13 protein-coding genes and 2 pseudogenes are annotated in these 12,813 nt (G+C 43.8%); 7 read left to right on the top strand and 8 right to left on the bottom strand.

Annotated elements, in window-relative coordinates; all coding sequences use genetic code 11:
* Positions 1-72: 72 nt before the first annotated feature.
* The 6 genes and pseudogenes from AB6E51_RS03255 to AB6E51_RS03230 all read right to left on the bottom strand — a co-directional run.
* Positions 73-1,341 (bottom strand): annotated as a pseudogene (locus tag AB6E51_RS03255) (HD-GYP domain-containing protein); the annotation flags it as partial.
* Positions 1,342-1,656: 315 nt separating this feature from the next.
* On the bottom strand, positions 1,657-2,151 hold the full coding sequence (locus tag AB6E51_RS03250; RefSeq protein ID WP_017059097.1) for a YcxB family protein: 495 nt from the start codon (positions 2,149-2,151) through the stop codon (positions 1,657-1,659).
* A 467-nt stretch (positions 2,152-2,618) separates the two neighbouring features.
* Positions 2,619-4,613 carry a choice-of-anchor X domain-containing protein gene (locus AB6E51_RS03245; protein WP_372058492.1) on the bottom strand — a complete coding sequence of 665 codons (1,995 nt, stop codon included), beginning with the start codon at positions 4,611-4,613 and terminating at the stop codon, positions 2,619-2,621.
* A 12-nt stretch (positions 4,614-4,625) separates the two neighbouring features.
* Positions 4,626-6,143: an esterase/lipase family protein gene (locus AB6E51_RS03240; protein WP_372058490.1), complete on the bottom strand. Its 1,518-nt coding sequence runs from the start codon at positions 6,141-6,143 to the stop codon at positions 4,626-4,628.
* Between the two features lie 488 nt (positions 6,144-6,631).
* Positions 6,632-7,729 carry a nickel/cobalt transporter gene (locus tag AB6E51_RS03235; protein ID WP_372058489.1) on the bottom strand — a complete coding sequence of 366 codons (1,098 nt, stop codon included), beginning with the start codon at positions 7,727-7,729 and terminating at the stop codon, positions 6,632-6,634.
* Positions 7,730-7,823: 94 nt separating this feature from the next.
* The gene (locus AB6E51_RS03230) at positions 7,824-8,546 is read right to left on the bottom strand and encodes a DUF1007 family protein (RefSeq protein ID WP_029235926.1); all 723 of its coding nucleotides are present in this window, start codon (positions 8,544-8,546) and stop codon (positions 7,824-7,826) included.
* A gap of 475 nt (positions 8,547-9,021) precedes the next feature.
* Here AB6E51_RS03230 and AB6E51_RS03225 point away from each other — a divergent pair, with 475 nt between their 5' ends.
* Entirely contained in the window at positions 9,022-9,468 is a 447-nt protein-coding gene (locus AB6E51_RS03225) for a NifB/NifX family molybdenum-iron cluster-binding protein (RefSeq protein WP_372058488.1), read from the top strand.
* Entirely contained in the window at positions 9,465-9,662 is a 198-nt protein-coding gene (nqrM, locus tag AB6E51_RS03220) for a (Na+)-NQR maturation NqrM (protein WP_017059103.1), read from the top strand. The genes AB6E51_RS03225 and nqrM overlap by 4 nt, the downstream gene beginning before the upstream one ends.
* 63 nt (positions 9,663-9,725) lie before the next feature.
* Here nqrM and AB6E51_RS03215 read toward each other — a convergent pair whose 3' ends face one another.
* Positions 9,726-10,004 carry a DUF134 domain-containing protein gene (locus AB6E51_RS03215; RefSeq protein WP_029235478.1) on the bottom strand — a complete coding sequence of 93 codons (279 nt, stop codon included), beginning with the start codon at positions 10,002-10,004 and terminating at the stop codon, positions 9,726-9,728.
* A 34-nt stretch (positions 10,005-10,038) separates the two neighbouring features.
* On the opposite strand from AB6E51_RS03215, the gene AB6E51_RS03210 reads away from it, so the two are divergent.
* Both AB6E51_RS03210 and AB6E51_RS03205 read left to right on the top strand, forming a co-directional pair.
* Positions 10,039-10,488: a PaaI family thioesterase gene (locus AB6E51_RS03210; RefSeq protein ID WP_372058486.1), complete on the top strand. Its 450-nt coding sequence runs from the start codon at positions 10,039-10,041 to the stop codon at positions 10,486-10,488.
* A 34-nt stretch (positions 10,489-10,522) separates the two neighbouring features.
* Positions 10,523-10,651, top strand: a pseudogene (locus AB6E51_RS03205) (ABC transporter substrate-binding protein); the annotation flags it as partial.
* Between the two features lie 42 nt (positions 10,652-10,693).
* Here the strand turns inward: AB6E51_RS03205 and AB6E51_RS03200 are convergent.
* Positions 10,694-10,897, bottom strand: a complete 204-nt coding sequence (locus tag AB6E51_RS03200) for a hypothetical protein (RefSeq protein WP_372058485.1) — start codon at positions 10,895-10,897, stop codon at positions 10,694-10,696.
* Here AB6E51_RS03200 and AB6E51_RS03195 point away from each other — a divergent pair, their 5' ends adjacent.
* The 3 genes from AB6E51_RS03195 to AB6E51_RS03185 all read left to right on the top strand — a co-directional run bounded on the left by AB6E51_RS03195 (position 10,898) and on the right by AB6E51_RS03185 (position 12,733).
* Positions 10,898-11,044: a hypothetical protein gene (locus AB6E51_RS03195; protein ID WP_170963347.1), complete on the top strand. Its 147-nt coding sequence runs from the start codon at positions 10,898-10,900 to the stop codon at positions 11,042-11,044.
* Between the two features lie 217 nt (positions 11,045-11,261).
* Positions 11,262-11,996 (top strand): nicotinamide riboside transporter PnuC, encoded by a 735-nt coding sequence (gene pnuC / locus AB6E51_RS03190; RefSeq protein WP_017069647.1) that lies wholly within the window; start codon positions 11,262-11,264, stop codon positions 11,994-11,996.
* Positions 11,997-12,004: 8 nt separating this feature from the next.
* Positions 12,005-12,733, top strand: a complete 729-nt coding sequence (locus tag AB6E51_RS03185) for a nucleoside phosphorylase (RefSeq protein WP_372058483.1) — start codon at positions 12,005-12,007, stop codon at positions 12,731-12,733.
* Positions 12,734-12,813 lie beyond the last annotated feature (80 nt).

Here is a 12,813-nt window from a genome sequence, read left to right as displayed (position 1 = left end):
GTATTGCGCTGATTATACATCACCTTTGAATTGGGTAGCTAAATTTACTATGCCACTAGACACCTTTTCGGTTTAGTCAGATCGATATTTTTGAATGTCGACCTCGTCAACATGTGCTTCCGGCATAAATTTCTTCGCGTAGTCGAGGTACACTCCGCTCTCCAAGAACAGTAAGAATAAGTCCATATCCAAATGCTCATCCACTGCCATTTGATACATTATATCGATAGCGATACTCACAGGCTTCGCTTTCTTGTATGGCCGGTCTCCTGCGGTTAACGCTTCAAATATGTCTGCAATCACCAATATACGTTCTGGTATCGATAAATCCTCGGCATTCAATTTCCGTGGATAACCGTTACCTTTGAGTGTTTCATGGTGCGTGGAAGCATAGCGCGGTACATTGCTCAGTTCAGGTGGAAATGGCAAAGCTTCAAGCATTCTTATCCCACTAATCATATGCTCATTGATTTTGAAACGATCCTCAGGTGTCAAAGTCCCACGTGAAATCGTTAGATTGTATACCTCACCCATGTTGTATTGATGCTCAGGAACTTGCATTTGGATGCCATGCTCAGGTTCGAATTCGACGGGTCGCACACGTCTAATGATGTGCTCAGGTTTATCTTCTAGCAGTTTTTCCATGACTGGTAGAGACGAATCCTGTTCGGGTTTGTTCATTTCTTCAAATGGCGACATACCCAAGCGATCGTCAAAGTAACGTAACCATGTTTTCTCAGCAATTTGCTTAATTCGAGCAACTTTATCTTCACTCATGAATTCACCACCGATGTTAGCCTTGGCAAGGAACTCAAAGTCATCGTTCAACTGGCGTACTTTTTCTTTAAACTCGGCATTTGCTTTATCCTTACTTACCTCACTATGCAATAACACGTTTAAGTAATCGATTTCTGCATCTCTCCGTAGGACTTCAAACCGAGTTCGAATTTCATTGATTCGGTTGTAGTTCGCTTCAAGTTTAGTGCCCTTATCAACAATATGTTCTGGCGTCGTAATTTTTCCGCAGTCATGCAACCAGGCAGCAATACGAAACTCTCTTCGTTCGGCATCATTTTGGAAAGCAAAGTCTTTGAACTTACCGCTTTGGCATTTCTCAGCTGCACTTGCCAGCATCATGCCAATTTCTGGAACGCGATTACAGTGTCCTGCTGTGTACGGTGACTTATCATCGATCGCTTGAGCAATAAGGCGAATAAACGCTTCGATGAATTCTTCTTGTTGTTTTTCGTGCAATTGAATCTCAGCCATGATTTCCATCATGGCTTCGGAAAGTTCATCAATTTCTTTGACTCTGGTTGTCACATGCTGAAGCAATGCGAATGTGGTGCACCAAGCCAAAAAGTGAAGTTGAAGAAGGCTGCTTGGAACGATGATTATCGGGCACGAGTCTTCTTTGGGTTATAAATTGAACAAAGTGTGCTCGCGCCCTGCAACAGGGGGGGGGATGCACATGAACAAGGGTTTTCATGAATAGGGGCAATCGATGGAAGGGGCAATTTCGAGAAGGAAATTGCCCCTAGTTAAAGTGTAACCTGCATGCATATCGGCAAATAAGCGCTCACATACGCTATATAACAATGTTCCGTATTTAGCTTTCTCGATTATGCCTGCTAAATCAGCAGGCATTTATTGGTGTTATTTCGCTTTTGATGCGGCGTGGTGTTCAATCATGAAGGCAATAGCTTCATCGTTTAAACAAGATTTACTCACATATTGGCGCTGTTTACCGATATGCAGGATAAAACCAAGATCGGTCTGCTCAAGTTGGTCGATGTCACTCCACGCGATGGTGTTGGTCGCTTTGTGGTTTTTGTAACTTACTCCGTTAGCGTCACCTTGAAAGACAATTTTGCTGCCTGCGCCTGAGCTGATCTTTTGTCGCCATAACCACCAGGTTCTTTTGCAGTACACACTGAATGCTTCAATCACACTCAAAACGATAAAGAACCAGCCAACATAGCCGTTAGGTAATAGTTCAAACTCCAGTAGAACCACACCAAAAATAAGAAACAGTATTCCTTTTAAGTAGGCTTTTGGAAATTGAGTCGGAAGGCTAGTTTGATCATAACACTCCGCGAAAAACGTCTTGTCGAGTTTGTATTCTGTAGTGAAACCGGGTTCTTTAGACATGTGAGGCTACTTTATGGTTCTCTGTGAATGGGCTGTCAGTGGGCAGGTGTCCCACGCTGCAATTTTGCAACTTGATTATTGTATCGCTTCTCACTGTTTTTATTTAGATATTTTGGCTCTGTTTTGTAAATCGATGATACTTAACGGGTCTATTCTAACTTTAGCTATCAGACTAGTGTAGGGGCATCTTTAAAGTCACCTAAAAATTTGGTGATGGGATGGATAGATCTGTGGAGTCACCCGGTTGTTGGGACTACTGGCCTTTTTGGATAAAACTTCGATCTCATTTTGTTGGTTGATGGAGTCTATAGTGATTAGCGTGCTTTATCACTACTGTTGAGGGGCTGGCATAGTCTGCTCTAACAGAATAAACATATGAAGCTTGCAAAGTTCATCACTGTTCACTCTGAGAGGCCATGCCCAAAGCGATACCTTGGGCATGGCCTTATTCTATTTCTGTTTTAGGATCAGTACTCGATGAATAATGACACCTGCTTAACGTTAATGAAGAAACTTCTTTCATAGGGAGAAGAGGTAAGAGCAATATCTAGTTTGTTCAACTCAGACACTCTCTTCTCATTTAATGCTTCTAATAGTTTAGAGTTGGTAAACCTAAGCGTTTGACCTGCTTCTACGTTGTTGAATGTAGTGAGTGGATTACTCCATGCTGCACATATTGTAAAAGACTCACAGAACGTGTCGTAATCCAGTGTGTTTGGAGACCAAGTTTGATTAACGATATGCGCAGTTACATTGTTGAATGGAAATTGAAGAGTTGAATCTCCGAAATCAACAATAAGCGTTGCCTGTTTAATTTTCCCTCGAACCTCACTTAAGTCAAAACTCGCTAGTGTTTCGTAGTCGTATGGGATTGAAGCCCCCGCTCTTAAGTAACCACCGACACGATGTTGCGTGACATGTGTTGCCGGGGTTGCTTGCCAGTTTTCTCTTTCCAAACCGAATAGGTTAGAGGGGAGGGTCACATTCACTGGCGGACTGAAATCAGAGGCTTGGTATGGTGGAGTTTGACCGAGAACTCCTTGTCGATAGGAGTCAACGCCACTGTAGATTAGCAGTGCGTTCAGTTCATAAGGACCATCGGCTTGCTTAAACGTGTCACCAGGAACGGTAAACTTGATGGTGTTTTCGCCAGCCTCAAGCGGTTCTTGGAAACTCACTAGCTCTAAATACTCTCCGGCTGCACCAACGATATTTACCGAACCTGTGTAAGTTCCACTGCGCGTAACATGGATAGGAAACTCAAAACTCAGCGAATCAATGTAGGTTCCATCTTGCGACATAGTCGGTGTGGTGACTAAACTCCCCGTGACTTCAATCGGTTCGCGGCAACGCTCAAAAGATGCTAAATCAATAAATTCTTCAAACTGAATTCGAGGGGCTGAAATTCGTATGTCATCTTGAGTGATTGCGTAGATGATCGTCGGGTTGGAGGTCAAAGTAGACGCTGAATCAAACGCGCCAAAAATATCTTCAGTTGAGTACTGTAGAGTGACGATTTGCTTCGCAGGTTTGAGTTGCAGACGTTTGCTTGTGTTGAGCTCGTCAATTCCATCGGTGAGGTAACCATGAATGGCAAAATCCCCCGCGGATTTAACATCAAGTTCCAAGCGCTGCTCTAAGGCAATAACACAGCCTTCAGAGGAAAACATTGGAGCGAGTGAGAGGCTGACAAATTCAATGTCAGAGGGTAGTACGTGGATTTTTTTACTTGTCTGGCGAGTGATAGTTGTTCCATATTCTTCAAAAGACGTTATGCCTTCAATTAGATAATCCCCTTCAGCGGGTGGAACGAAAATATTGCTGTAGACACCATCTTTAGCAATAGCATCGAAATTGACACCCTCATCTTTAAGCGTCAGGCGTGTTTTTATTCCAGCTTCATCAATGATCACTGCGCTGGTTTGGGCACCTGTGATTGGATTCCCTTTGTTTGTCAGTAATGCAGAAACGGGAACTGGTTCACCGACCACAAATTGGTTTGCAGCTATCGCCATGCCAAACGCAATAGGGGATTGGATCGCAACCTGAGCAATAATTACTGTGTTGTAACTTGGGTTTGGAAAATCAACGACGATCTTCCATTCGCCAGGTTCAGGGTTAGTTACTTCAGGCAAAAATAAATAGCTGCCCGGTAGCGGCGGACTTTGTGTGTCACCTGAAAGTATGTTCGCTTGCACATCATTGGATGATGTTGCGACTTGCCCGTTAGGCTTGACTAAATATACGGTTGCATCATCCAACGGCACGATGATTTCTGCTTTTAGGGCTTCCGCTTTGTCGATGGTAAATAGCATTGTGACTTCGTTATCGTTACTAGTCACTGGTTGAGATAGTGTCGTGCTTGTACTCATCCCAACGGGTATTGCATTACTGGCGATAGCCGGTGTGATGAAGGTACAGAAAAGACTGAACACCATCACTAATTGCTTGATGAATTTCATTGTGGCCACTCCTTAGCGCATTGAAATAATTTGTTGTAGAAAACGTTCAACGTTTTGTCCCGTTTTCATTGTTGAGTGGTTAGCCAATACGTTACCCAATGCATTGGTATAACTTGGGTTAGCGCTTGCCAAGGTCACAACAACATCATTTTCTTGCGGTACTGTTTGAATGGCTTGGTAACTGACTATGGTGATTGGATGAGCTTGTGGTCCATGCACACTTGGCATTGTGACCGGTTGAGTTTGAGTATCGAGGTAGGCCGCAGAACTAAAGCTTCTTAGCGCCTGCCAAGCGGTAACGCCTGCCCAACGCGATCCCCATGGGAATAGGCCAACGATATCAGGATCTTTCTCAATAACACCGTCTTGGTTGAGATCGGCATTTGCCCCAATAGAAAATGTATTTGCAATATTGCCGCGAGTACGCATTTGGATCGCGTTTGATGCTGTATCCGTTGTTAGATCACGGATACCAGGCATTTTAGGACCCGCAAACGGAATATTTGGGAGTTGCATGTACTTGCCAGCGTAATTATTTGGATCGGTACTGACGTTACTGTAGATATCGGCGTAGTGGTCCATTTTTATCACCGACAAATCTGCTGCGACGCTACCAAGGTGAGGTGTGGAGAAAGTAGAAAGGGAGGTTATCTCAAAGGAAGGGCTAAGTGCTTTGAGGTTTTGGGTATCTAGCCCGCCTTTACTGTGTGCAATGACGTGAACTTTGTCGGATTTCAACTCATCGAGAAAACCCTGAATTTTGTTGTTCAAGATATTAGCGTTAGTCGCTGTGGTTCCATTTTTGTCAGCAGAGAAACGAGTATAACGAATGCCATAGTCATCAAGTGTAGAAAGCACGCCTGGAGCCGTATCATCATCCCAAGTGTCTGATTGTGCAGCAATGCCATGAGCAAGAATCACAGGAATGGCAACATCAAACTCGATTGAGACCCAATCGACAGACATACACCAGTTGTCTCCCGTATTGCCAGTATCAATATCGACGCGAATCTCATTGTTTTGGCCGAACTTGATATCACTGATATCGACTTGAAGGTTAGTATCCGTCCAGCGGTTATCAGAGCCTTGCAGCGTACCTAAAGATTTTCCGTTAAAAGATACGACATCTATTTCTGGAGCAATATTACTGACGTTGGCATTGGAGTCTATGTCGAAGACCGGCATGCTAATCCTTGCGTTAGAACCGAGAACGCCTTTTTGCTGCATATCGCCCAGTTTACTTGGGGCAATTCTCCCGTCACTTTGTAAAACGTTGGGGCTGACAACCATAGGAACAGGTAAAGAGATAAGTAGAGGTCCGCCAGAAGCATAGGTACAACCGGTATCCAGACCAGGACCAGAATTGACAACATAAACGCCGAGTACTTCTTGCGGTGGGGCTATCCCAGAGCTTTGTGAACGCATCGAGAAATTACGCAATTCGTGTGAATCAGGTATATCTTCGGCACTCGCGAAACTCGGAGAAAGTAACAAAACACTGAGCGTGGCGCTCGGAATGTATAGTTTCATTTGTTTACCTTTGAGTATAGGTTATCCAAGAATTTGGTTGAAGAAAGCTCTATCTGTAGTTGTAAGGTAAAGGCTTGGAGTTTGATGTGAAATTTATTGGGTATAATTTCGGCTTGTTACTCAATTGATAAAACTGCTGCTCTATTTTTTTCAAAATAGGAAGAGTGCGATCGTAGTTTCTGGATTGCGGAAGTTATGTCCTTATTTTCAAAAGGAGGGGGATAGTGCTCTAATATTGTTAGAACAATCTAAGTTAGTTTATGAAAGAGTAGCTAAGAATAGGAAAATCAAAGTTGGATGTAGGTTTGTTACAGAACTACATAGAGCGCGCTGTTCTGAATGGCTGACTACTAACCTAACTGGCTGTGCAAAGTTAGGTTAGTAGAAATTATGTGGCTGTTAATTCAGATTTGAGAGATAAGGGCTAGTGTTTTTTAGTAAAAATGGTAAAGGTCGCAATAAACTGAGGTTTGTTATTACATCGTTCGCTACATAGTGAAAACAGGCGACATACCGCTGTCTTGTCCACTCATTAGCAACAAGCCAATTAAGACAAGTAAAACACCACCGAATAGCTGTAAATAATGACCTGCGGCTTTCAGTGTCGCACTGTTACTCTTGCTACCTGCAGCCAAATAGCGTTTTACCAAGTTCTTGCCTGTTAGTGTCATTATAGCAATCGTCGAGGTTGTGAAAGCAGTACCAATCGCCATTGCAAAGGCACTGACAACCCCCATCCAATATAAGCCAACCATGTTTGCGAAAATCAGAACCATAATCGCGCCAGTACATGGTCTCACGCCAATCGTCACGATGATTCCCGCATATTCTCGGAGCGTTGAGGCTTTGTTAATTGCGTCTGCATCGGCAACATGCTGGTGGCCGCACCCACAGTCGGCATGAGAATGATCTGCATGAGTGTTAGCTGCGGCTTGCATTGTGCTAGTAGCGTCGATTATCGGAGAAGGGGCTGATATTGATGAACGAAGTGCCATTGGCGAACGCGCTGAAATTGTCGCAGCTGTGTCTGTTGCGAGTGTAGTGATGGCTTTCACTTTCAGCTTAGGCTTACGCATAGCGGTGTAGATGTTTTTCAAAGCCTTCCAACATATAAGCGCGCCGACGACCGCGACTAAGGCAAAGCTTAATGAAACAAACATATTCGCTTTATCATTCACTACTCGCATGGAAGCACTAAAGCCCCACAGCAACACGCTTACTAGTAAGATTGCGACCAATGCTTGTAAAAAAGCGGAGACGACCGTAAGCACTAAACTCGCCTTGGCTTTGGTTGGGTGAGTCGCTAAGTAAGTCGACACGATAACTTTGCCGTGCCCAGGCCCCAAAGAATGAAGCATGCCATAGATAAAGCTGAACCCGATAAGGTAACTGCCTGCGCCCCAAGGGTTGGATTTAGCTTCATAGAGCAGGTCTGCAAGTTCTGAATTGACTTCTCTTTGCCATTGAATGCTAGAGATAACTAACGATGGCCACATGGACCACAGTTGATACGCACCAATAGCAATAAGCACGAACGCGCCAGCACCAATGAGGTAGTGATTGATTTTGGATTGATTTTTCTTCATTTAACAAGAACCTATATCTGAAATCTTTCTGTTAATTAGTTGCCATGCTTAATCAGCTAGACGCTGACTTAAAGGCTGAAACGAATCACTGCGACTAAGAAGCGGGAACCGCCGCACAATGAAGCTCAACCGATTGTGTAAACAGTTGGCCTAGCGTGTTATCTGGATCTGCATCGACAGGTAAAGACATTGCATAACTCATTTGCTCTGGCGTCGGGTTAGGCTCGATTAATTCTAAATGGCATTGTCTTGCTAGTTCAGGTGACAATGTCACGTCGCTGTTGGATAGCCACGACATGTCGACAAAGTAACTAGGGTCAAAAATCAATACGCGAAGCGAGTTTCGTGTCACAGGCTTAGGTTTAGAAAGTGGTAGGTCAAATGTTAGAACCATCTTGGCTTTATCACGCTCAAACTTTGCGTTCTCAACCACCTGATATTTGATGGGCTCTTCACCATCATAAAAGTACGTGAAGTAGTGCTCGTACATCATGTTTTCGATTACAGACGCAGCGAGCTTTTTGAATGTTTCAGTTTCTGTATCGGCAGAGACGTCTTCTCCATCCAACATGTACATCGAGGTCATTGCATCAAAAGACCACTCCATAGAGAGACCGGTGATCATGCCATTCTCTCCCTCAATATGAGTTTTCATCTCTATCCAAGAGTGAGGGTGGGCATATAGATTTGGCGCAAAACACAATAATGCTAGGCCAACAGTCAAGCCCTTGAGAGAGCGAAAGCATGTCGAGAAACGGCTTACATAGCGTGTGGAGAGGCGATTGATGACATCGATTAGAATAAATGGCTGTTTCATGAGAAATGATGGTAATTTAGTGTGATGTTATATCATAACAACTCGATGCGTTGTTCACTTCAAATTATAAGCTTGTTTACATTGAAGCCGACTGCAATTCTTGATTTTCAATCCAACCTATTTTTCCTATAAACATCTTTGATTGGTCCCTAATTCGACATTATTCAGACTAGTGTGTGACGTTGAATAGTCGATTAAGCTCTCGGTTGTGCGAGGCCTTTTTGTAATGGGTTTGAGCTTGGCTCTTGATAACAGGCATTAACAACGCAAAAAATACCCCCAGTAAAAATACTACCCCCTAGTATATATGGTTATTTGAAAGGTAACTGAGATAGGCTGAAGATGACGGTAAGTTTGGGTGCTTGTGATCTTAGTTATCGATCCAGTAAATCTTATTTTTCACATGATAGTTATTGGCATATGCCAATAATGGGGCGTATGCTGAACTCCTGATCATCAATAACAGGAAGTTACTATGTTATACGCAGTACCTTGTCGCGACCTTCATGTTGGCAACCACTTTGCTCGTTCCCCACAGATCGCGATTGTCGATGAACAACGACAGATAAAACAGATTGTTCGTTTGATTGACTCCGACACCTCTTGCAATAAAAAGAAGCAATGGATTTCGGTTCTCCGTTCTTACGATGTGAAATCTGTGGTGGTTCGTTATATTGGTAAGAAGATGCTGGCGCACTTGTTCAATAACGATATTCGAGTCTTGGCATCGACAGGTAAGGCAGAAATCGGGGCTTTGGATTTCGACAATCTACGGGAAGTGACCGATCTCGATTATGGTCGCGAGCCGAGAAATAGTGGGTGTGGCAATAAAACGTGCGGCGAAAACGGGCACAAAAAACAAGCTTCGATTCTAATGGTACAGCCTAATCAGCTGGCTGCTATTCGAGGGTTCCGACAATGACCTTTTTGTTGACGCTATTGGGGTTTGTCGGAGTCGTTACATTGATGGCGATAGGCGTGATTTTTTCGCGCAAGCCAATCAAAGGCAGCTGTGGAGGATTGGCGCAGTTAGATATTGAGCGTGAATGCAATTGCAAGGATGTGTGTGAAGGGCAAAGCAAAAAGCTGTATCAGATTACTGAGCCATCAAGCTAAGTATCGAAGTAAGCATCAGAGTTCTCGCTCACTGAGTTAAATAACTTCTGGCTAACACGTTAATTAACTACTTTGAATCACCAACGCGTGACCATTGACGATGCACTTGGCGACTTTAGCTCGTGCACGCTTGATAATGTTGCCGAACGTTTGGCGAGACACCTGCATTTGTTCAGCGGCTTCAAGCTGGCTCAGGCCTTCTTGATCAGCCAAGCGCAAGGCTTCGAGCTCTTCCAATAGCAATTCTTCTTTATGAAGCTCGTCCATAGGAACACCATTGGGCTTAAAACAAGAGTAAGCCGTACGGGTACACAACTGGCGATGTTTTTTTGGTCGAGCCATATCAATCTCTAGCAATCTATGGGTAAAGGTAAGTATGAAGGTTTTCTTTCCACACAATCATCGGCGTTGCCAAGTGTGCAGCCAAGGTTTTTTCAACGACAGCGCCATTTGTTTTGAAGCTATTGGCGAGCATGACACTTTAACTAAGCATGAGGCAGTAGCTAAATATAAAACCAGAGCCAAGATTGTACCAACAGATAAAGCTGAGGGCTACGATGGCATGATGCAGGGCGGCATTGTCACCACACTGCATGACAGCGCGATGCTACATTGTCTATTTCAGAATGATATCAAGGCGATGACGGTGAGTTTAACCTCTCGTTTTCACCATCCGATTTTGATTGGTCAAGAACTGGAAGTTCGTGCCCAGTGGGTCAAAAGTAGACGTAATATCTACTTCCTAGAAAGCCAAATTACTCAGTGCGGAAAGTTATGTTCGTCGGCACAAAGCCAGTTTATGTCAGTTTCTAGCTATCAAACTTAAGCTTGGTATAGCGGTGTTGTTTTATCAGTTATAAAAGTCCAACTACGGTTTCATAATCACTGAAAATAACGTGTACGAAGAAGAGATTAACCGCGCCCTGTTGAAGATTCGTGAGTCACGAAAGTGGCGTAAAATCTTGGTCGATTATTTCGCAGATCAGTAATCGAAATTAGAGGCTTATTCAAAAGCTTTTGGACTTTCGCCGTTACAGTTGATCTGAATCTGAGGCCTTGATCTTTTTTAAGTATTTAAATGCACTCCAAACTGCGTAAGCCGCAACCCCTACAATCAATGCCGAGCGAAGGAGAATAGGCGCATCATGCTCAAGTTGACCAACATGAGGAACAATACTGGCAAACAATCGACTGGTAAAAAGCAGCCCCATTATTAACATAATTACTTTATTCATGTGACCTGCCATTCAATTGAGTACGTTGCACAGAACGAGTTTTGGGGCGATTACACGGTTAACACGCCAGACAACGATTCTGCTCAAGATAAAATCATGCGCTTCTCAAACGTAACCGTCAATGCGATATCGGCGTTAAGCCAGTAAGCTAAAATTTCGTTTTTGGAAGGGGGCTGTTCTGGTGCTGGAGTTTCGAGTTCGAGACTGTGGGAGGGCTATGACATCTTCCCGTGAAATTGATTTTCCGGATTTAATATTCTGATTTATGACCGCATGCATTCTAGGGGGGACAAATGTCCTCCTTTTTATTTGGAGAGGCGCAATAAAATAGGTGCCACTAAAACAAATAATAAAGGACACATCTATGGACCTATTCGCTCTACTTGATATCAACAATACTTTAGTCAATATCCCAATAGGGGATGGCTACGCAATGAGCTGGATTGAAGCATTCGGCACCGTGTTTGGTCTGTTGTGTATTTGGTTTGCAAGCCAAGAAAAAACTATTAACTACCTGTTCGGATTGCTGAATGTCACCTTATTTGCGGTTATCTTTTTCCAAATTCAGTTATACGGACTGCTACTTCTTCAATTGTTCTTCTTCTGTGCCAACATTTACGGTTGGTACGCATGGACACGTCCTAATGAGCAAGGTGAAACGCTAGAAGTTCGTTGGTTGAGCCAAAATAAACTAGTAGCAACGGCCGTAGCGTGTGCGATTTCTATTGCTTTGTTAACTATGTACATCGACCCATTCTTTTTTGCGCTAGCAAACATCGCGGTAGATAGCTTGAATCTATTTGGTGCGGATTTAGCGGAGCCAGTGCTTGAACCGGATGCGTTCCCATTCTGGGATGCCACGATGACCATTCTATCTATTGTTGCTCAAGTTCTTATGACACGTAAGTATGTTGAAAACTGGATACTGTGGATTGTGATTAACATTATCAGCGTTGGTATTTATGCGACGCAGGGTGTGTACGCAATGTCTGTTCAATACGCAATCTTAATGTTTATTGCGGCAAACGGTACTCGTGAGTGGGCACGCACAGCTAAACGAAACAGTGATAAATCGTTAACTCAAGCAACGGCTTCTTAGGAGTGAAGATGGCAAAGCAACCTCATATCTGCGTTGATGAAACGCAAATTGCTCCGTTAGTTATTGTTTGTGGTGAGCCAGATAGAGCGAATCGAATCGCTAACTTGCTTGAACATGCTGAACTGGTCTCTGAAAACCGTGAATATCGAATCTTCACTGGTCAATATCAAGGTAAAGCGATATCGGTTTGCAGCACGGGCATTGGTGCACCTTCAATGATCATTGCGGTAGAAGAGCTTAAGTTTTGTGGTGTGACTCATATTGTCCGAGTAGGGTCTGCAGGCGCAATGCAGTCACATATCGGGCTTGGTGAGCTAATTATTGCAGAGGGCGCGGTTCGTGATGAGGGGGGATCTGCGGCTTACGTTAAACCGTCGTATCCCGCTTATGCAAGCTTCTCCCTGCTCAAAGAGCTAGATGGGTTCTTGCAGCAGCAGTCAACACCTTACTATTTAGGAACAGTGCGCTCACACGACAGTTTTTATACCGATGACGAGAAGGCGCTTTGTCAGTACTGGAATGGCAAAAGCATTTTAGGTGCAGACATGGAAACATCCGCGTTGTTTACCGTTGGACGCTTGAGAGGGCTTAATGTAGCTTCTATCTTGAACAATGTTGTCTTGTATGAACAAGATGTAAAAGAGGGCGTTGGGCAATATGTCGATGAGGCTGAGGCAATGATGCAAGGAGAGCGGCTAGCATCTTTAGCGGCACTGGAAGCATTAATTGCACAATAAGGTTCTGGCGAAAAACAACAATAAAAGCGACGGGAGACCGTCTCTTTTTTATTGGGTTCTCTCCTGTGGTTTAAGTGGTT

This window comes from Vibrio sp. 10N.247.311.47 (assembly GCF_041467535.1).
In the GTDB taxonomy this organism is placed as follows: domain Bacteria; phylum Pseudomonadota; class Gammaproteobacteria; order Enterobacterales; family Vibrionaceae; genus Vibrio; species Vibrio crassostreae_C.
Note: the sequence above shows the minus strand (reverse complement) of the source record. Positions and strands in the feature narration are given on the sequence as shown.

Coding starts and splice junctions, on each gene's coding strand:
- AB6E51_RS03230 (WP_029235926.1), bottom strand. CDS start 8,546: ATGAAACAGCCATTTATTCTAATCGATGTCATCAATCGCCTCTCCACA.
- AB6E51_RS03245 (WP_372058492.1), bottom strand. CDS start 4,613: ATGAAATTCATCAAGCAATTAGTGATGGTGTTCAGTCTTTTCTGTACC.
- AB6E51_RS03200 (WP_372058485.1), bottom strand. CDS start 10,897: ATGAATAAAGTAATTATGTTAATAATGGGGCTGCTTTTTACCAGTCGA.
- AB6E51_RS03185 (WP_372058483.1), top strand. CDS start 12,005: ATGGCAAAGCAACCTCATATCTGCGTTGATGAAACGCAAATTGCTCCG.
- nqrM (WP_017059103.1), top strand. CDS start 9,465: ATGACCTTTTTGTTGACGCTATTGGGGTTTGTCGGAGTCGTTACATTG.
- AB6E51_RS03215 (WP_029235478.1), bottom strand. CDS start 10,004: ATGGCTCGACCAAAAAAACATCGCCAGTTGTGTACCCGTACGGCTTAC.
- AB6E51_RS03250 (WP_017059097.1), bottom strand. CDS start 2,151: ATGTCTAAAGAACCCGGTTTCACTACAGAATACAAACTCGACAAGACG.
- pnuC (WP_017069647.1), top strand. CDS start 11,262: ATGGACCTATTCGCTCTACTTGATATCAACAATACTTTAGTCAATATC.
- AB6E51_RS03235 (WP_372058489.1), bottom strand. CDS start 7,729: ATGAAGAAAAATCAATCCAAAATCAATCACTACCTCATTGGTGCTGGC.
- AB6E51_RS03240 (WP_372058490.1), bottom strand. CDS start 6,143: ATGAAACTATACATTCCGAGCGCCACGCTCAGTGTTTTGTTACTTTCT.
- AB6E51_RS03210 (WP_372058486.1), top strand. CDS start 10,039: ATGAAGGTTTTCTTTCCACACAATCATCGGCGTTGCCAAGTGTGCAGC.
- AB6E51_RS03225 (WP_372058488.1), top strand. CDS start 9,022: ATGTTATACGCAGTACCTTGTCGCGACCTTCATGTTGGCAACCACTTT.